We start from the raw sequence: 20,221 nt of genomic DNA, 5'->3' as shown, positions 1-20,221 counted from the left end.
TCTTACAATAAAGCCAGATAGGAGACAAAAATGGCATTTCAACTCAAATCAGATAAAAAAGAATCCGAAATTAAAACCATTCGTTTTCCCTCATCTCTCGTTGAAGATATTGAAAAAGCGATGGTAAATAAAGACGTTACTTTTTCAAGTTTTGTCCTTCAAGCCTGTCAATACGCATTAGACAATATGGATAAGGATAACTGAATATCATAAAAGCACCAAGTGATTGGTGCTTTTATGATGAGTTTATTTAGCTAACAAAGAGAATGAGAACAGTCATCAAGATGATGCTGATAGCAATACTAAGGGAATTAACTGTTGCTGGTAGAGCACTCTCGCTGCCTAGTTCTCTGGCATAAAGAGGCGTGACAACTGAAATCGGAGCTATCAGGCAAATAGCCAACATTTTTTTGATGACCAGATCAATAGGTAATTGAGAAAGACAGACCAGCATGAGAAAACTAGCAAAGACGCGGAGCCCTATCAACTGTCCTAATTCTTTCAAGTCTTGTCTGGATAATCTAAAATCAACCATGAGTCCAAGCGTCAGCATGGCAACGAAGGGATTGGCATCTGCTCCTAGTTTGGCTAGGGTTAAGAGAGCCGTTGGAAGAGTAATATTCCACAAAGAGAGCCCAAAACACAGCAGATAGGTGCAAAAAGGAACCGATCGAAACAGTTTTTTGAGGATTGCTTTCAAGGTCACTTGTTCCCCCACTCTTGACGCCAGACTGGTAATGGTGTAGTTACCACCAAATACCATTAAGGCATTGCCTGTATCAAAGAGAATGACCTGCATCAGGTAGCTAGCCGGGAAAAAAGACTGAACAAAAGGGAAAGCGAACGTTCCTATATTATATCCAACAAGTTGGATCATGTCTTGTGCTTGGGCAACGGGTTCTTTATGACGACCTCTGAGGTAACCGATACCTAGCAACAAAAGATTACCAGCTATGCCTAACCCCATGGGAATCAAGAGAAGAGCACTCATGTTCAGACTTCTTGTAGACACTAGTAAAGCACAGGGAAGGGTAACGGTCATCAAAATGGTAGAAAAGCCCCTACCATGTTCAGACGTAAGAATGCCTTTTTGTTTTAACACATAAGCCAATAAAATCAATAAAATAAAGCCACTGGCCTTTACAATAATAGGTAACACGATTTTCTCCTTTATCTTTTTAGGATGTCATGATGCGACTCCTCCTTAACACAGTCCTTTTTTAATCATCCCCAAACCCGCTAGTGATTATAGCCCTTGTTGACAGTCATCTTTAAGGGAATTGACAATCTTGTTGACTAGTTACGATGTTTTGCCGATGTTATCCTTAAACAGCAACGTTTTGATATCATCAACTGGCATTTCCTTACCGGTAATTAAGGCAAAGGCCTCTGCTCCTTGATAGAGAACCATCCCTAACCCATTAATGGTTTTTTGGGCACCATGCTGACGAGCAAAGGAGAGGAGCTTTGTCTCGGTCGGGTTATAGACAATATCAAAAACCACTAAATCTGGACGAATCAGCTCAGGATCTGTAATCAGACTTTTATTTTCTAAGGGTTTCATTCCCACACTTGTGGCATCAATATAAATGTGAGATTGCTTGATAGACTGATGGAAAGCTGCCTGATCTTCCAAGTCCTGCAGAGTCACTTGAGTTGTCGTTGTGTCATTAAGTTTGGTTACCAGTTCTTGAACACCATGCAGACGACTGGCTTGTCGGTTAAATAGGTGTACCTCTTTGGCACCCTCAAAGGCGAGTTGGACAGCAATAGCTTTTCCTGCGCCGCCTACACCTGCAAGGGTAATAACCTGGTCTTTCACAGATACCCCTTCTTCAGCTAAAGCCCTTGTAGCTCCAGTTCCATCCGTTATATGCCCTACCAAGTAGCCTTTGCCATCCTGATTGACCACAGTGTTGACAGCTCCCACAAGTTTGGCGGCTGGAGACACCTCATCTAATAAGGGCACAATGGCTTCTTTATTTGGCATAGAGACATTGGAACCACGGATACCCAAGGCACGAATCCCTTGGACTGCATCCGCAAGTTGTTCGGTCCCCACTTCAAAAGCAAGGTAAGCATAATCCAAGCCCAGCTTCACATAAGCTTCATTGTGCATTTTGGGAGATAGGCTATGACGGATGGGAGTAGCAAGTAAAGAGACCAGCAAGGTGTGACCCGATAGTCGTTGTGACATTTGTAATCTCACTTTCCATTTCAAACTTGTAAAGGCGTCTTCCTTTGAAAAAGACGCCTGCTTTTTATATTATACCTTATTTTTAGAAATCTATCAGTCCCCTTAACAGAGGTTGACTTGATTTAGACCAAATCCCAGAGACCAATCTGAAGGCCAGCTTGCTCCAAATCACCCTTTGTTCCTGCAACCAGTTCAAGGGTAATCTCTAATTGCAAGACATCCATCACCTCTTCTAAGAAAATAACAGTTTCTTGCTCCGTCACTTGAACCTGCTGTTGTTCCAAGCTAATCTGGCTAACTGACGATTGACTAGCAGAGCGAAGACTTATGTTCAGGGTGAGAGGATGAGTGGTCCTTTGCCGTAAACTAACGGCACCAAGAGCTTGGATGGTAGCGTACTGATACCGATAAATCAGACGGTCCCGAGACGAGGCAAGCAAGGATTGTTTAGCCACCAAGCTAATATCCTGATGTCGTCTTTTTTCCTCTTGACGTGGGCAAAGCCTTGCTTCTACTGGGATGAGATGACCGTAACAGTTTGCTTGTCCTCTTATCACTACTGACTGGGTAAAAGTTTTTGTCGTAAAATCCCAAGTGATGGGGAAAGCTTTTTTCACCAAATGTCCTTGAGCATCCGTAGCCTGAAGCCATTCTGGTAAGATAATATCTTGCCCTAAATCACCATAATCCTTATAAGGTGTGAAAGATAGGGGCCAAGCCAGAGCATGCCAATAGGTCATGACTGAAAAATGCCCTTTATCAAACCGCAACTCTTTCTCTTGAACCCTATTGTCAGTATGCATTTTACTAACGTCTGTAGTGAGCTGCTCAAAAGAAATCGTCTTTCCCATCGGGATTTCCCGAAGAGGGTATTTGTCTAAGAATGTCGTCAAGAGGTATTCCTGTGAGACACGTTTAGAGACCTCTTTTTGAAATAAGGCTCGCAAATCTCCTGGACCATAGGCACTTACCTTCACTTGTCCTACTTCTCCTGTCAGAGCGAGAATAACCAGTAACTTCCCACCGTAAGCTTGTCGAGATGACAAATGATACAGGGTATGGTCAACAGGATTGCCATTATCCACTGCCAGTAACTGTGCTGGTCCTTCGACTTCAATCCGAATCAACTCTTGAGCATGGCTGACCAACTCGCCTGATTTATCTAAAAGCGATAATTCCAGATAAAGCAATTCTTGTGTGGTCTCAAAAGGTACTTCAAAGGCTTGCCACGTAAGCTGTGCCACTGCTCCATAGGTTCTGACCTGAGAACGTCCACTAGTCTTTTGAATTTGTTTCCCAGACGCATCATAGGCCACTGCTCTTAACAGACCTTTTTGATAAGGAATCCGCCAGGTCAGGTAAAGATTCTCATGAGGAGTTTCAGACGCGTCATCCCCTTGATAGAGCTGATAAGCATATCCCATTGGAGTAGTCATGGTATCAAATGCCTTCGTCCCATAATTCTTTAAACCACCCTGCTCATCTTCAAACAGAAGCTGAACACCGGTAGCATTGCTATAAACCACAACTTCTACTAACCCCTGATCGTCAAGGTAAAGAAAGTCTTCTCGCCAGGCTGGCAGGAGGTGGAGGGTAGTCTGATTGTTTGCCCACTGGCTCTGGTAAAAATAATAACTGTCTTTTGGAAAGCCCGCAGTATCTAAAATACCAAAGTAAGCGTTCTTGGGAGACGGCCAAGTGTCCGCAGCACCGCTGTCAATTTTATTCCAAGGCGTTGGCTCACCTAGATAATCAAAACCCGTCCAAACGCATTCGCCTGCAACAAAATCACGGGTAATGGTATCATACCAAGCTTGACTAGCGACAGCTCCCCAATCTACTGTGGCGTGATCGTAAGAGGTCAAGCCATAGGTATCATGAACGATCTTCTTCGTCTGCTGATAATAGGAACGGCTGTTAATGGCAGATGCTGTCTCTGAACCATATATTATCCAATGGGGGTGTTGTTGGTGAAGTCGGTCATAATCGTTTCCATTGGCATAATTGAGACCTACTACTCCTTGAGGCGACTCTAATTGACTAAGCAGCTCTGCCATTTGTGTCGCCTGCTTGTTCCAATAGAAATCACTTTCCTTCAGCTTATTGTCACCAAAGGTAATGGGCCTAGAGGTATCAATCGCAGCAAGCCACTGGCAAATGGATCTCATCACGTCAGGATAGTGGCTGACATCTGCCGAAAAACCTTCCATCAATTCATTACCGACAGACCACATCAAGACCGACGGGTCATGTTTGGCAGACCAGACCATGGCCTCTGTACTATACTGAGCCCAACTGGTTGCCTGAGAATGAACCCTTTTTAAGTGGGCAGCATTCTCCTCTCCGACGGCTTGATGAAAATACCGTGATAAATCATTGACATTGCCATTTTTAGCATAGGTCCAGGTGTCAAAGGCTTCTTCAATGACAAAAAAACCGAGACGATTAGCCAGTTGACGTAACTTTGGACTGCTGGGATTATGAGTGCTACGAATGGTGTTCGCTCCCATAGCTTTTAGTAAGATTAACTGCCTTGCGATAGCAACTTGATAGGCACAGGCTCCTAACCCACCTTGGTCATGATGAAGACAGACCCCCTTGATTTTTGTAGCTTTGCCATTCACTAGCAGCCCTTGGTTGGCATCAAAAACAATCTGTCGAAAACCGGTTTCCCGATGAAAAACATCACACGTTTGACCCTGATGCCAAAGGGTCAATTCAAGGTCATACAAGTGAGGCTGATCAGGTGACCACAGATTAACTCTAGGCAAGGTGATGGTCATACCAAATGGTTCTGCCACATCCAAGTCCTGCAGAGACTGTTCAGCTTGTTGATAAACAAGTTGACGATTTTGACTTCCAAGCGTTTGTTCCCACAACCTCAGACTAACCTGATAATCAGCTGGTGAAACCGGCTGACTAAGGTCAAATTGCAAGGCAAGTAAGGCTGATCCCTGATCGATATCATCAGTTGGTGCGATTAAACTAAGGTTGACTTGATCGTCCTCAAAGTGCACCTTGGGAAGCACAGACAAGCTCACTTCTCGGTAAAGGCCGCTACCCGAGTACCAACGTGAACTGGGAACCTTATTGTCTACCCTGACAGCCAGAAGGTTTTCAGCCCCAAAAGTCACAGCATCAGAGATATCATAGGTAAATTCCTGATAGCCATTTAGGTGTTTACCTATGAATTGTCCATTAACATAAACTTCCGTTTCCATATAGGCCCCCTCAAAAGTGAGGGCAACATGACAGCCCGCTAACTCCTCATCTAACACAAGGTAATGCCGATACCAACCCACTCCACCTAATTTATAAGCACTTTCTGCTTCTCCATTTCGCGTATAGGGTTGAGCAAGGCTAAAATCATGTGGCAGATTGATACATGACCAATTGGAATCATCAAATGAAGGGTCTTGGGCCAATTGCACATCCGCCCTTAGAAAGCGCCAGCCCTTGTTAAAGGGCTGCTTTCTTCCTTCTTGATCAATATAGTGGTATTGGTATGCCTGCTCCTTGCTATCTGGTATCATATCAGTCTCCTGCTCCTCGTTACTGTTCACCCTTAATGGCTTGGTAGTTGTCCTTGTAACGGTCTCTGAACTCTTTTGGCGACAAGCCATTTAGTTTCTTAAACATTTTAATAAAATAATGGTTCGTATTGTACCCTGTTTTGTAGGCAATTTCATTGATGGATTGGTTGGTGTAAAGCAATAATTGCTGAGCTTTTTGAATGCGTACCTGGTTTAAATACTGGGCAAAACTACGTTCCGTTTCGTTTTTAAAACATTGCCCCAAATAAACCCCATTAACATGCAACCGATCAGCAATAGCCTTGAGGGTTAATTCCTGATGATATTCCTGGCGGATACAGTCAATGGTTTCACTGACCAAATCAGAATACCGTTTTTCAGGTGCACGACTTTTATTGGTCAAGTTCAAAACTTTTTGCAATTCGCTTAAGATTCGGTCAATCGATTGGCTCTCATGGATGGTTTTCACCATGGACAAGTAAGTCATCTTGTCTAAAATAGGAAATTGACGATAAATGTCAGAGAACAACAAGAATGACACATGCTTCACATCCTCTGGTGAGAAGTTCAAGGCCTTCATTTCATGAAAAATGGCTTCTAATTTAGCCAAGATGGTTGGCTCATCACCAATCATCAATGCTTTGTTAAAGGCAAAAAATTGCAACCGAGATTCTGGCATCTCAAGCTTACTGTTGCCTTTGTCAGTTGGTTGTGACATTTGGCTATTGTAAAAAAGACTCTGGCGCACCTGATTGTAGCTCTCATAAACATTCTCCCAGTCATCAACCGTTTCTCCTAAGATGATTTGTTGGATGTTCTCTGAAAATTGCTTTTGTAGATTACTGGTAAAGGCTTTGGCTTGCTGGGCTCTCCCAAGTAAAATCACCAAGTAAATCTTCTTGTCTTCTTCTTTCTTGAGGTAACAGGGTTGTTCTTCTTGCTTAAAATAAGCCTCCATCTCTTCTATCCACTCGGAACACTCCACATACAGCACGGTAAATCCTGTTAGGGCATGCTCGGGGAAATCCTGGCTAAGTTGATGAAATTCTTTTTCACTAAGTTCATCTGTTAACCACAGCGTCAGAAGGCTGTCATGATAGGTTTCCTGCCGAATTGATTCAGCCTGCTGAGCATCCAACCAGTCTTTAAATTGTTTCATTTTAGCCTGCAATTCTGCCTTATCCACAGGCTTTAACAAATACCCTTTACTTTCTAGCTCCATGGCTTTTTGAACATAGGAAAACTCTTGATAACCAGATAAAATCAAGGTTTGTAGCTGAGGATGATTAGTTTTAGCTGCTTCTATTAAATCCAACCCTGTCATCCCAGGCATGTTGACATCTGAAATCATGATATCGACTGGGTACTGAGCCAAATAGGCTAAGGCTTCCTTGCCTGATCTTGCTGTTGAAACGACATCAAAACCAAGAGCCTGCCAATCAATAATCATGGTCAATCCTTGTAGAATCATGTATTCATCGTCAACTAATAATACCTTATACATTAAACATCCTTTCTAATCCTAATTTGAATGATAAAACCACCTTCCGGTGCTTGCGCCATGGTCCAAGTGACCTTATCTCGAAAATGATGAAAGAGGCGTAGGTAAACATTTTGCAACCCAATTGAGCTATTGCCTGTTGTTTGTTGCTCTTGAAGTCTTTTTTCCATGTCTGCTAAGCGCTCTTGACTAATACCACGCCCATTATCAAGCACCTGAATCAAGAGATGATCCGTCTCATCTAATGCCTTGATACTCAGTGCATTGTCATGGCGACTATAATCAATCCCATGCACAAAATAATTTTCAACGAGAGGTTGAATGACAAATTTAGGAATGGCTAAATCAGCAATACTCTCATCAATTTTAACGTGATAAGCGAAGCTATCTGGGTACCGCATTTGGTAGAGGTAAATGTATTTTTCACAAAAAGCCAATTCTTCTTTCAAAGTAGTCATCTTGTCCTGACTGATATTGTTGCGAAGCAGACTCGCAAAGGCATAAATGACATCTGCCAATTCTTCCTGATGACAACTGAGAGCATACATCCTAATATACTCTAACGTGTTGTATAAAAAATGAGGGTTGATTTGAGATTGCAGTGCTCTCATTTGAGCATCTCGTTGCTCTACTTCTAACACATAAACTTCGTCAATATAAGCTTTAATACTGGCCAACATCTGGTTAATAGCTTCTGAGATATGATACAATTCCAATTCCATGTGGCTGTTGTCGATAGTTAAAGATAGATCTCCTGCTGCTACCATTTCAACGGTATCCGTAATTTCAGAAACTTGTTTAATGTAATTACGAAAAACTCTAAAAAGAAGTTGTAGCAAAATCCAGGCCAATAACAGACAACAAATACCATACGAAAAGAGCGTCCTGACAGCTTCTTGTAAAAGATAGGATTTCTTAATGGCAACATAGGCTAGTAAATCACCTGAACGGTTGTATTGAATCTTGTAAGACTTTTTGAGATGGCTTAGATCACTTGCCTGATCAGACTTGATAGCCTGTTTCACATCTGCTTCCAGATGGGGAAAATCTTTTCCTCCTTGATGAAATAATTTACGGCCATAGTAATCAAAGGCAAAGGTTGCCAAGTACTTAGTCTGTTTCTCTTGAACCAGACCGATTGGCTTATCAAAGGTAAGGTAAAGGCGGCCTGTCACATCCCCTGATTCTGGATTTCGAATAGAGCGAACTAAAAAATTTCCAGTCATTTTCTCAGGCTTATTATAGAGCAAGCGACCTGTCTTAATAGCCTTATCAGCGTAAAGATAGGCATTGCTATCATCTAATAGAATCGTCATGGATTCCAAATCAGGATAGAGATCAAAAAGACGTCTCACTTCTTCTGAAAATAAAACCGTCTCCTTTCCTTTCTCCCAATCATCAAAAACCTTTGAAAAATATTGGTTTGGGGTTAGCATCATGTACTGGTAAAGGTTCCGGTAATCTTCTGCCCTCCCAACCAATTGTTCCAAGACCCGTAAGGTAATATAATTTTGTGATTGTAATGTCCCCAATGTGTCTTCCAAAAGGATCTGTGCCTCGACATCTACCTTTTTATAAGTACTGCTAATAGAGTAACTGCTTAAACCAATAGCAGCTAATAAAAAGAAGGTGACAATGAATAGGCTATATAATTTCATCAACCGATTAATCAAAAAGCCTTGTTTAAAATGCTTGATGATGTATTCTCCAAATGCTTTAACGCTCATCAATCACTCCATCTACTTGTCTACGATTGTCCTTGGTGACAAAGTCCAAGCAAAAGACTAAAGCCCCGAAGGTTAAAAAGAGATAAAGACCTTTGTATTGCCAAGTCATCAGAGTAATTCCCAGCAAAACACCCAGCATGAATAAAAAGGATTTAAAACTTAAAAAGACGCTGATAAAGGCTAATTTCATGTTGTTCCAAAGGTTAATCTCATAACTCACCGCATAAAAACCCATGTAAACATAGGTCATGGTCAGCCAAACCATGGCTATTAAAATCAAGAAAGACACGGTAAACCAGAACAAAGATTGGAACTGCACTGCCCAATGCAAGTTAAAGGTCAAAAAAAGGAAAGTCAATGCAAAAAGACCAAATCTTAGATTAGCTTCTTTGAAACAGAACTTCCAAAGCTGAATAGCCTTTTTCAAAGAATAGTGTTTTTCTTCTTGAGGTGTTTCTAAAAATAGGGTCACAATCGTCTGCCAGGCAGGCCCAACGCCAAAAATAATGAGTCCTGTGAGGGACAAGAGGTGGAAAATGAAGGTCAATTGGATCATTTTCCAGATGACAAAGCAAGCTTTTTCAATACCGTTCATGAGATTATCCTTTTCTTCTTGCTATTCTTACTACTAATGATACGTTTTTAGAATTAGTGACGTTTCTCCAAGCCAACTTGGCAGAGAAACCTTTCCTCTGATTAATGGATAGGACTCTTCTAATATAGCACAATTTAGAGGCTTTGGGAAACCGCTTTACTAAGCCAGGTAAGATCGCTTTTATTGGCTAATCAACCGTCTTCTTCCCCATACCTTCTACTGATGTGATGAACAGTTCTCCCCACTAATCAGAAGAAAAGGACCGAGATTTTCCCAGCCCTTAACTTATGATCAGGAAAATGGATTCCTTACTTGTCTTTAGCTACAAAGTCGTCCAATTGTTTTTGAACTTCTTTTTGCACCTTGTCCCAACCAGCACCTTTAAGGTCTGCAAGTAATTTTGGAAGAGCCTTATCAGGGTCTACTGTACCAGTGTTAATACTTGCTTTATAGCGGTTCATGACATTTGAAATATTTGACAATTCTGTTTTGATAGCTTTGGTGTCAACAGTGAAACCAAGGATTGGAGATTCTTTAGCATCCTTGATTGATTGGTCACGCTTAGCAATCATGTCGTCAGTAATGGATTCTTGAGTGTAAAGGATTTTATTGTTACCAGTATTCCAAGCACCCATGTGCATTTTTGGTTGATAGCCATCAAGCAATTTGATTTTCTTGTCGCCAGTTTTTTCCCAAGCTTTGCCTTCGACACCATAAACAAGACCATTTAACAATTCTGGATCGCTGTTAAGAAGAGAAAGTACTTCAACCGCTTTTTCTTTGTTTTTAGATACGTTTGATACTACAAAGTTTGCCATTTGTGCTTGTGATGTTGTTTTTAGCGGTTTAGTCAATGGACGAGACACGATGTCTTTGCCTGCAGCATTGGTCAAGATGGTATCGCCGTAGTCCATAGGACCTTGGGTTTCTTCACGCATGAACCATGTATTTCCTTCAAGAGGGTAACCTTCTGTATTAGTCGCTGCATCTGTTGGAATCAAGCCTTCTTTATACCATTTGTGCATCAAACGAAGGTTGTCTTTAAAGGACTCGTCTTCGTACTGATTAATGATAGTTGGTTTGTCCTCGTCAATTTTCACAGCAAAGGGTTGGTTTTTGGTTAATGGGTAGTCATAGTCACCTGACATGCTAAAGACTTGGCCAATAGCAAAGGCTGCTGTGTTAGGTTCTTTTTCATGGAATTGTTTCAAGACCGCTTCAGCATCTGCATAGGAATTAATGTTTGAAATGTCAAGGCCATATTTCTCCACTAATTCTTTATTGAAAGAAAGCATTTGCTGAGCATAGACGTTAGCATCCACTGGAAAGGCATAGAGTTTACCATCAATGGTATTTCCTTTAATGTAAGCTGGGTCTAAGTTTTTATAAGTTTTCTTAGCATATTTTGGCATCAATTTTGTCAAATCAGCAAAAGCACCTTTTTGAGCATTGACTACATAGTTGTTAGCGTAGGCGATATCGTAATTTTCACCAGAGGCAATGATGGTACTCATCTTATCGTCCCAGTCACCCCAACCAATATATTGAAGGTCAACCGTTGCACCTGTTTTTTCCTTGATACGTTTATTAGCGATTGTCATCAATTCATCGAAGTTATCAGGTTTATCACCCACTTGATACATCAATAATTTGACATCCCCATCCTTAGAAGCTGACTTGCTTCCGCAGGCTGCTAAACTAGATGCTGCCAAAACAGTTCCAGTTACACACAAGATTCTTTGCCACTTTTTCATAAGTGAAGCCTCCTAAAAATTTTTTCTTTTGTTACGATAAGTTATGCAAGGTTGACCTTTTTGGCCAAGTCCTAAGGGTTATTCTTTCACTCCGCCAATGGTTAGACCACCAACAAAGTATTTTTGGAAGAATGGGTAAGTCAAGGCAATCGGCAAGGTTGCAATAACCACGATAGCCATACGGACAGATTCTTTCGGCAGCGATGCTAAGCTATCCGCCATTTGAGCACTCATACCAGCATTTTGAGCCAAAGCCTGCAAATTACTTTGAATTTTCATCAGTAAGTACTGCATTGGGTAGAGGTTTTCACTTTGCACATAGAGCAATGCATTAAACCAATCATTCCAATAAGTTAAGGCTGAAAACAAACTGATGGTTGCAATCCCAGGAACAGCTAATGGTAAGACAATTTTCATAAAAATCATCCATTCACTAGCCCCATCCATACGAGCTGATTCAATAATGCTATCTGGAACTGTCTTTTTAAAGAATGTTCTCATAACCAGTATGCCAAATGGCCCCAAAGCCATCGGTAAAATCAAGGCCCAAATTGTGTCCTTCAACTGAAGGAGATTGCTGACCACCAAGTAATTGGCAACCATTCCGGGAGCAAAGAGCATGGTGATAAGCGCATAAACAGTGAAAAAGCGTCTGTATGGGAAATAAGGTCTTGAAATCGCATAAGCATAAGTTGATGTCATCGTTGTGTTAATAAAGGTCCCAACAACCGTGATAAAAACAGATATCCCAAATGACCTCATGATTCTATGGGACATGGCTCCCTGAAAAATATACTGGTAAGCCTTAGTTGACCAGACATCTGGAAAAAAACTATACCCATGATTAATCAAGTAACTTTCATCTGTAAAGGAAATAATAATCACGAAGATGAAAGGAATGATACATGAAATGGCAAAGAGTGCAATGAGGATATTAAAAACAGCATTGGTTTTTTTGTCAAAGGTTCTAACGTTGACCTTTTCGACTTTTTTCTTTTTCTCCATGGTTTCCTCCTAGAACAAGGCTGCATCAGGATCCATGCGACGGACAATCGCATTGGTGACTAACAAGATGGCAGTTCCAACCACTGATTGATAGAGGCTGGCTGCCGATGCCATCCCAATATCTCCCGTAGCGGTCAAGGCATTGTAGACATAGGTATCCAAAACACTGGTCACGTCATAAAGCGGGCCTGAATTCTTAGGAATAACGTAGAAAAGTCCGAAGTCAGATTTAAAGATATTACCAATATTAATGATCAATAGGATAGACATCATTGGCAATAATTGTGGAATGGTGATGTTCCTAATCTGTTGCCACTTGCTTGCACCGTCCACCATAGCAGCTTCGTAATAGGTATCAGAAATGCCTTTGACTGAAGCATAGTAGATAATGCTATTGTAGCCTAGCCCTTTCCAGACACTCATAAAGAGTAAAATCAAGGGCCACCAAGTAGGGTTAGAGTACCATTTAATTGGGCTTGCACCACTTCCAACTAAAAGTTGATTGATAAATCCCTTATCAGTATTTAAAAAGGCAGAAACAAAGTATTCAATAACCACCCATGATAAGAAATAAGGCAATAAGGACATGGTGTGATAGACCTTAACCGTTCTCTTATTTCGCAATTCACTCATGATAATGGCAAAAGCAATCGCAAAGAAAACATTAAAGAGTAAGAAAATCACATTGTAAGCGATGGTATTTCTGGTAATCAACCAAGCATCTTTGGAAGCAAAGAGGTATTTGAAGTTATCCAAACCAACCCAAGGGCTCTCCTTCAAACTTTCCATAAAGCCTCCTGCTGAGTAATGGAAATCTTTAAAAGCAACCACATTGGCCAAAACTGGAATATAAAAGAAAAAGATGAACCAGATGAAACCTGGTAATACCATTAATAATAAGGCGCGGTATTTAATCACATTTTTCCAAAAGGATGTCTTTTTGTTGGTCTGTCTTGTCATTTCCCAACCTCCCTTTGTGTTAATCAGGTTATGGTTTAAGTATAACAAGCGCTTTCATGATTTAAAAGCAACAAATTATAGGTATGATAACACAAATTATAGATATGATAGCACAAAATATAGAATCTCTTAGAAAGCCTTTTCATTGTTGCGTAAATCTGTCATACTAAGATGAGACATAATCGTCTATTCCACTATAATAAAGGAGAATACCTAATGAGCTTGTTATGTATTGATTTAGGAGGTACTTCCATTAAGTTTGCTCTTTACCAGGACGGACAGTTGAATTGGCAAAGGAATTTTCCGACTCCTACTAATCTTGAACGTTTCTATCAGCTACTCGATCAAGAAGTCGCTCGCTACTCGGCTCATGCCATTTCAGGTATTGCCATTAGTGCTCCTGGAGCGGTTAACAAGGAAAAAGGTATTATTGAAGGTACCAGCGCCATTCCCTACATTCATCATTTCACTATTCAAAAGGCTTTGGAAGAACGTCTACATTATCGTATTTCTATTGAAAACGATGCTAATTGTGCAGCCTTAGCGGAAGCGACCCTGGGAGCAGGAAAACATGCTAGCAGCCTAGCCATGCTCGTTCTTGGTACGGGAGTTGGTGGTAGCCTTGTTATCAACGGTAACATTCATCATGGTGCCCACTTATTTGGGGGCGAATTTGGTTTCATGATCATGAACGACCGCTACCAAACCTTCAGTCAGTTAGCCACTGTTGTGAATATGGCTAAGCGTTACAGTGTAGCTGTCAATGACGGTAAAGATTATGATGGTAAAGAAGTGCTCGCTCTAGCAGAGCAAGGAGACCACCTAGCAATCAAGGAAAGGCAACTCTTCTTGCAAACACTGGCCATTGGGATATTTAATCTCCAACATGCTTTTGATCCTCAAATGATTTTGATTGGAGGCGGTGTTTCTCAAGCCGACTTTCTCTTACCAGCTATCGAAGCAGAATTGGACAAGCTCTATCAAGCCGTTGGCATTTCTAATCTTAGGCCTCAATTAGCCATTTGTCACTTCAAAAATGAAGCTAATCTCCTCGGAGCTGCTATTGATTTTTACCAAGAATACAAGGAGAACTAATCCATGGATCGTTTAGACTTTATCGACACGCGCTTTGGCACCGCCAACCAATACGCCTTTTCACAAGGCAATTGCCTACCTCTGACTGGGGTCCCTTTTGGCATGAACTATTTAGCGGTCGAAAGTCACCAAGACCGTGGCGCTTGGTGGTTTCACCCTGACGACCACACCTTTACAGGCATTCGGTTAACCCATCAGCCTAGCCCATGGATGGGGGATTTTGCCACCATGACTCTACTCCCCGTTAGTGGCCCAGTCATCAAAGGGGATGTTTTTCATAACCAAACCTCTTACCGACCAAAAGAAGCCCGTTTTCAACCACATCTTATTGAAGTATTTAGCCAGAGACATCGCATTCTTAGTCGGGCAACAGCCTCCATGTATGGTTTTCACTGTGACTTTTCTTTTGAGAATGGCAGGGCAGGGCTGATTATCCACAACCCTGGTAACAGTTTTTGGCAAGTAACAGCAGATGGCAAGACCCTACTGGGTTGTGTTCAAAACGTGTCTGATTGCCATGACAAAGACCTTTGTATGTATGTTCATTTGCAATTTAGCCATCCTGTCACCCACAAATACATAGGTGAGCAATTGAAACACGTTTCTTTAGACGATAAAACAAAAACCTTCTTTACCTACCTCCAGTTTGATGAGACCCTCAAACACTTGGACGTCACTGCCGCCACATCCTTTATTAGTTTTAAGCAGGCTGCTCTTAATTGGCAAAGAGAATTTCCACAAGAGTTTGAAACTTCCTTGGCCAAAAATCGTGCCCAGTGGACTCATTTTCTAGACCGTATCGCCGTTGAAGACAGAGATTTTGATAAGGTCAAGTCCTTTTACCACCATTTTTACCGAGCGCTGCTATTTCCACAAAGGTGGTACGAGAAAGATGACAAGGGAGAACCTATTCATTACCATACTCTATCCAAGAAGGTCGTCAATGGTAAATGCTATACCAATAATGGCTTTTGGGATACTTACAAGTCTCTTTACCCCTTACTATCATTGATTGCCCCTGAAGTTTATGAAAATATTCTAGAAGGACTGCTAAGCAGCTATAAAGACACGGGCTTTCTCCCCAAATGGCTCTCTCCTGATGAACGCGGTATGATGCCTGGAACTCTGGTCGATGCTGTTATCGCAGATGCTGCTGTAAAAGGCATTGGATCTTCCTTAATGCCAGACTTCTTAGATGCTATGATCACCACTGCCAATACCCCAAGCGAGAACCCTAAATTTGGTCGTTTGGGAGCAGATGACTACCAAGAACGAGGTTATATCCCTAACCATTATCATGAAAGTGTTAACCAAACCCAAGATTATGCCTACAGCGATTTTTGCATTGGCCAAGTGGCGGGCACTTTAGGAAAGGCAGAGCTAAAAGCTAGTTACCATTTCCGCTCCCTTAACTACCGTCAGCTGGTTGACAAAACCAGTGGTTTTCTCAGAAGTAAAGATGCCAAAGGACATTTTCGTCCAAACGTTGATCCTCTTAACTGGGGAGAAGATTATACCGAAGGTTCCAGTTACCAAAACAGCTTTGCCTGTTACCATGATATTTTGGGGTATATTCGATTGATTGGAGGCAAAGATGTTTTCGCCAAACGCTTGGAGAACCTCTGTAATCAGGATCCGCGATTTCAAGTGCATGGCTATGGTTTTGAAATTCATGAAATGAGCGAATTAGCAGCCCTTGATTTTGGACAAATCGCTATTTCTAACCAACCTAGTTTTCACTTGCCATACCTTTATCATTACATCGGCCAACCATACTACGGACAACTTATCTTAAAGAATTTGCTCAACCATGCTTTTCCTAACGATGGCTATCCTGGAGACGAAGACAATGGTAGCATGAGTTCTTGGTATCTTCTCAATAGCCTTGGTTTTTACCCAGTCACTCCTGGAACAGGACAATACCTTATTGGCATTCCAAATTTTGACAAGGCCTGCCTTTATCTTCCAAATGGCAAACACATCACTATTAACTGCAAGGGAAATGTTCCTCAATATCAGTTTGTCAATCACGTCGATTATAATCAGCAAGCTTACCATAAACTCTACTTAGCTCATGAAGATCTTATCCAAGGCTGCCAGCTGGATTTTCAACTAGGTCTTGTTCCTCCTCATCACGATTATAACTCTTCTGACCTCCCTTATTCCCTAACAAGTTAAGGAAGTCACACAAGCAAATTCCCCACTCAGCAACTTGACTGAATGGGGAATTTTTCTCTATGTTCAAAAATGGATAACAGCTCACCTGAATGAAAAAGCCCTTGTGTTAACTTCCACTTCTTGAACCAGCCTTTCTCTCTTTGCTTTCCTTAGCCTCTTTTCTAACAACTAAAAAGCCATCAAGGAAGAAATACTCCTCGATGGTTGTCACAGGTTTAACACTAACCATAACAGTCCATTTTATTTAGGGGGCTTGGTCATTTCTATTGTCTGTGTAAGGCGATAGTCCTGGCTCTGTGTTCGCAACATGATATGCGGGTAAACGTCCAAAATAGTTCTGACACGCGCCAAACCTTCATTGCTTTCATCTGCTCTAGTAGCTCCCGAATCAGCAGAGTTGAGATCAACTTGCTCTTGCTTGGTACTATTTTGAATAATCACAGTCAGTTGATCACCTTGATCGAGGAATAAAACAGACAAGTAAGGGCTTGAAGCTTCTAAAGCTGCATTTATGGCATTATCCAATAATAGAGAGAGCAACTGACTAAAGTCTAAGGACTCAATGATTGGATCCTCAAATGGCTGTGATACCTCTACTGAAATGCCAATATTTTTTTCTTGCGCTTCAATTAGCTTAGCAGCAACAATACTTTTAAGGGCTGCATGTTGAAGATTAGCCAAGGACTCTAAATCAAAACTGTCACCAGTCAACCTTTCTTTTGAGCGCCGCAAGACAGTCTCGTAAACACGACGAATACTAGACATATCTTCTTGGTCAATACCCTCTTTGAGACTTGTCAAGAGACTGGTATCCTCATGCCTAAAACCATAATTTTCTTGATAAAGGCTCTCCACACGATGGCTACAATGAGTGAGGTCCTGAAAGGTCTGTTCATTTTGCCAGATCATTTTTTGAACCAGCCCTTGTTTGACATGACGATCTAAAATAGCTAGCAGGCTAAGTAAGAACATGAGGTAAAAGAGGACAAGTATTTGCCTCGAGTTTTTACTGGATAAATTTAGAGCAGGAATATCCAATAAAATGTAATAAACAAACATAGAGACGTTGGTTACTTGTAACAACTTATTGTACCTGACTGAGGTTAAATGATGATGCCAACTGGTAAAATCATAATTAAAGAACCTGACAAAGAGATAGGTTAGTAAGAGGCTCGCATAAATCATGCCATAAACCAGTAAGTAGTTAGAAGCAACACTTTCTGCCGAGATATTAAATAAAGGAGTGATAAATAAAGTCGTAAATCGTAAAATAAGACTCCCTAAGACTATCGGAAAGAAGGCATAAAAAATCATGACTGATTTTCTTCGCACATCGCCATAGCATAAAGCTACTATCATAAAGAAAAGAATTCGCATCAAAGATATAATATCAAAACTGAAGTGGCTTGGAGCGAAGGTCCAAAAAATAACCTCAAAAGTTATGATACAAAGCGATAAATAAAAGATTCTTTTGAAGCGAAATGGGATAGCACTAATAAAGCTAAATAATTTTAGGGTTAGCATAATCTCAATCACATCTAAAAAGACAAGGCTTAAAAACTGAAAAAATTCATTAATCATTTCTCTTCCTCCTTTCTTTTGGCTTGGCTAATTGTTACTAATAGAGGTTTTAATGATAGACATGATGTCAAACAAAGGAGGTCATTTTTGAAAGAGATCAAGTGACTGACCATCTGTGCTAGGGTCCCCACAGCTAGTCTGAGCAGCTGCTCAAATGCTATACAAAGGTAATGAAAATGCCTTTGCACAGCCTTTTTTGATCCTGAAAACGGTAGAAGTCTCTCCATCCGCGCTTTTTTGTGATAATCATTTTCTAAAACATAGGTGGTTATCATGGTTAATGAAGGCAACTCCTTTACTAATGACTAATAATACTTACCAGAAGCCCAGCAGTCAGCTATCATTCCTTTTTCATGATAACTTTTTTATTTTAATCATAATCTCTATTTTATCATAAGTTCTTTCATTTCAACAACTAAATCGAAAAAGCTTTTTATGAGTTGCTCTTTAAATATTATTGCTAAGGACCACTTCATTTTTTTGTCAGCAAGCAAAAAAGAGTAAAGCCGTTGGCTCTCATTGACTAAGAGCTTCGGCATTTACTCTACGAAACAATTTGTTTTGCAATGATAAAGAAATCTCATTTAATCATGCGGTAATATGAACCTCTCGATTTCAGCACAGACTTCTCTTCTAGCCTTTATGGTGAAATAGCAGTGCTTCCAAGTCCTTAGTTCTTTTTGAATTAAGGTAACTGGTTATGACTAGCCACTTCCTTGAACCAATAAGCTGAAGCTTTAGGTCGTCGCACTTGGGTATGGATATTATTTTCCACAAGGCCATAGCGGTTTTTGTAGGCATTGAGCCAAGACCAGCCATCAATTGGTGTCCATACATGGTAACCAAAACAATTAGAACCTGCTTCTATCCCTTTGTGGAGGTGGGTCAGATGTTCTTTCAAAAATTGGATACGATAGTCATCTTGAATCTGTCCAGTTTCATCACGGTAACGGTCTTCTCCTGAAATCCCTACGCCATTTTCAGATAAGAACCAAGGGATATTGTCGTAATGGTCTCGCATCTTGATGGCAATATCATAGACAGCCTCAGGATAGATTTCCCACCCCTTATCCACGTTCATGCGACGGCCAGGCATCAGGTAGGGATCATAATACCATTCAGGACTCCAGGATTGGCTAATCACTGGAATGACATCCGGAGTCTTCACGCGCTTAGGATGGTAAAAATTCAATCCCAAATAATCCACTCTATTCTCAGCAATAAGAGCCAATTCTTCTGGCGTTGATTGCCACAGAACCCCATCTTTTTTCAATACCGCAACCAATTCTTCTGGGAATTTCCCATGAACAGCAGCTTCCATAAACAAGTCATTGTTCCAAAGTTCTGCAAAATGCGCAGCAGCCATGTCCGCTTCTGAGTGACTAGCTGGGTAGGCTGGCGTCAAATTGAGAATAGTTCCAATACGCCCATCACTAAGTTCTGCTGGACCTCGCCTGTAAGCTTGAATAACCTTGGCTGTGGCTAGGGCTAGATTATAGGCGACCTGGACTGCTTTTTTTCCATCCACGATAGCAGGGTAATGAAATTGCATTAAATAAGAGCCTTCCACAACGACCATAGGTTCATTGTGGACAAACCAATCCTTAACCCGATCACCGAATTCTTGAAAACAAACCTTAGTAAAGGCGACAAATAAGTCCACAACATGCTTGGACTCCCAACCACCATATTGTTGATAGAGGGCAATTGGCAAGTCAAAATGATGCAAATTAATAACAGGACGGATACCATTGGCCAAGCAAGCATCAATCACTCGATTATAATAAGCAAGACCATCAGGATTAATCGTCGCTTGCTCAAAATCATCAATCAAACGTGTCCATTGGATAGAGGTACGGTAGGAATTGTGACCTAGTGAAGCTAACAAGGCCAAATCAGATTCAATCTGATGATAGACATCCGAAGCCGTATCAGGTCCCACGTAATCGTAAAACAAGGTAGGCTCTTGCTCATACCAATAATCAAAGAGATTGCGGTGCTGCTTAGCAAAACGCCCCTCACTTTGAGGGCCTGAGGTGGCTCCTCCCCACCAAAACTCTTTTGGAAATGCTAACATATCATTCCTTTCTAGCTC

At 41.2% G+C, this 20,221-nt stretch carries 14 protein-coding genes; 3 read left to right on the top strand and 11 right to left on the bottom strand.

From position 1 onward, the window contains the following. The first annotated feature begins 30 nt into the window (after positions 1 to 30). Complete coding sequence (locus ACYTR8_RS05565) at positions 31 to 204, top strand: YlcI/YnfO family protein (RefSeq protein WP_164714899.1); 174 nt, start codon at positions 31 to 33, stop codon at positions 202 to 204. 46 nt (positions 205 to 250) lie between these two features. Here the strand turns inward: ACYTR8_RS05565 and ACYTR8_RS05560 are convergent, their stop codons facing one another. The 9 genes from ACYTR8_RS05560 to ACYTR8_RS05520 all read right to left on the bottom strand — a co-directional run bounded on the left by ACYTR8_RS05560 (position 251) and on the right by ACYTR8_RS05520 (position 13,272). Further along, entirely contained in the window at positions 251 to 1,159 is a 909-nt protein-coding gene (locus tag ACYTR8_RS05560) for an AEC family transporter (RefSeq protein ID WP_479641815.1), read from the bottom strand. Positions 1,160 to 1,300: 141 nt separating this feature from the next. Beyond that, complete coding sequence (locus ACYTR8_RS05555; RefSeq protein WP_443597411.1) at positions 1,301 to 2,197, bottom strand: shikimate dehydrogenase; 897 nt, start codon at positions 2,195 to 2,197, stop codon at positions 1,301 to 1,303. 122 nt (positions 2,198 to 2,319) lie between these two features. After that, positions 2,320 to 5,730, bottom strand: coding sequence for a glycoside hydrolase family 2 TIM barrel-domain containing protein (locus ACYTR8_RS05550; protein WP_479641814.1), 3,411 nt, complete (start codon positions 5,728 to 5,730; stop codon positions 2,320 to 2,322). A 19-nt stretch (positions 5,731 to 5,749) separates the two neighbouring features. Beyond that, positions 5,750 to 7,234, bottom strand: coding sequence for a response regulator transcription factor (locus ACYTR8_RS05545; protein WP_479641813.1), 1,485 nt, complete (start codon positions 7,232 to 7,234; stop codon positions 5,750 to 5,752). After that, positions 7,234 to 8,958, bottom strand: coding sequence for a sensor histidine kinase (locus ACYTR8_RS05540; RefSeq protein ID WP_479641812.1), 1,725 nt, complete (start codon positions 8,956 to 8,958; stop codon positions 7,234 to 7,236). Before ACYTR8_RS05540 ends, ACYTR8_RS05545 begins: the two co-directional genes overlap by 1 nt. Then, the gene (locus ACYTR8_RS05535; RefSeq protein ID WP_479641811.1) at positions 8,948 to 9,553 is read right to left on the bottom strand and encodes a YesL family protein; all 606 of its coding nucleotides are present in this window, start codon (positions 9,551 to 9,553) and stop codon (positions 8,948 to 8,950) included. Before ACYTR8_RS05535 ends, ACYTR8_RS05540 begins: the two co-directional genes overlap by 11 nt. 308 nt (positions 9,554 to 9,861) lie before the next feature. Then, positions 9,862 to 11,307, bottom strand: a complete 1,446-nt coding sequence (locus ACYTR8_RS05530) for an ABC transporter substrate-binding protein (RefSeq protein WP_479641810.1) — start codon at positions 11,305 to 11,307, stop codon at positions 9,862 to 9,864. Between the two features lie 78 nt (positions 11,308 to 11,385). Next, positions 11,386 to 12,312, bottom strand: a complete 927-nt coding sequence (locus tag ACYTR8_RS05525) for a carbohydrate ABC transporter permease (RefSeq protein ID WP_129556100.1) — start codon at positions 12,310 to 12,312, stop codon at positions 11,386 to 11,388. A gap of 9 nt (positions 12,313 to 12,321) precedes the next feature. Further along, complete coding sequence (locus ACYTR8_RS05520) at positions 12,322 to 13,272, bottom strand: ABC transporter permease (RefSeq protein ID WP_269761019.1); 951 nt, start codon at positions 13,270 to 13,272, stop codon at positions 12,322 to 12,324. Positions 13,273 to 13,488: 216 nt separating this feature from the next. Between ACYTR8_RS05520 and ACYTR8_RS05515 the strand changes: the two genes are divergently transcribed. Both ACYTR8_RS05515 and ACYTR8_RS05510 read left to right on the top strand, forming a co-directional pair. Next, a complete protein-coding gene (locus ACYTR8_RS05515; protein ID WP_479641809.1) occupies positions 13,489 to 14,367 on the top strand; it encodes an ROK family protein in 879 nt (292 codons plus the stop codon). Positions 14,368 to 14,370: 3 nt separating this feature from the next. After that, on the top strand, positions 14,371 to 16,545 hold the full coding sequence (locus ACYTR8_RS05510) for a GH92 family glycosyl hydrolase (protein ID WP_479641808.1): 2,175 nt from the start codon (positions 14,371 to 14,373) through the stop codon (positions 16,543 to 16,545). A 240-nt stretch (positions 16,546 to 16,785) separates the two neighbouring features. Here the strand turns inward: ACYTR8_RS05510 and ACYTR8_RS05505 are convergent, their stop codons facing one another. Both ACYTR8_RS05505 and ACYTR8_RS05500 read right to left on the bottom strand, forming a co-directional pair. Beyond that, positions 16,786 to 18,126, bottom strand: coding sequence for a GHKL domain-containing protein (locus ACYTR8_RS05505; protein WP_269761016.1), 1,341 nt, complete (start codon positions 18,124 to 18,126; stop codon positions 16,786 to 16,788). Positions 18,127 to 18,811: 685 nt separating this feature from the next. Beyond that, entirely contained in the window at positions 18,812 to 20,203 is a 1,392-nt protein-coding gene (locus ACYTR8_RS05500; protein WP_111717245.1) for a glycoside hydrolase family 1 protein, read from the bottom strand. Positions 20,204 to 20,221: the final 18 nt, after the last annotated feature.

The organism is Streptococcus sp. F2 (genome assembly GCF_056500955.1).
This window is presented reverse-complemented; position numbering and strand designations above follow the sequence as displayed.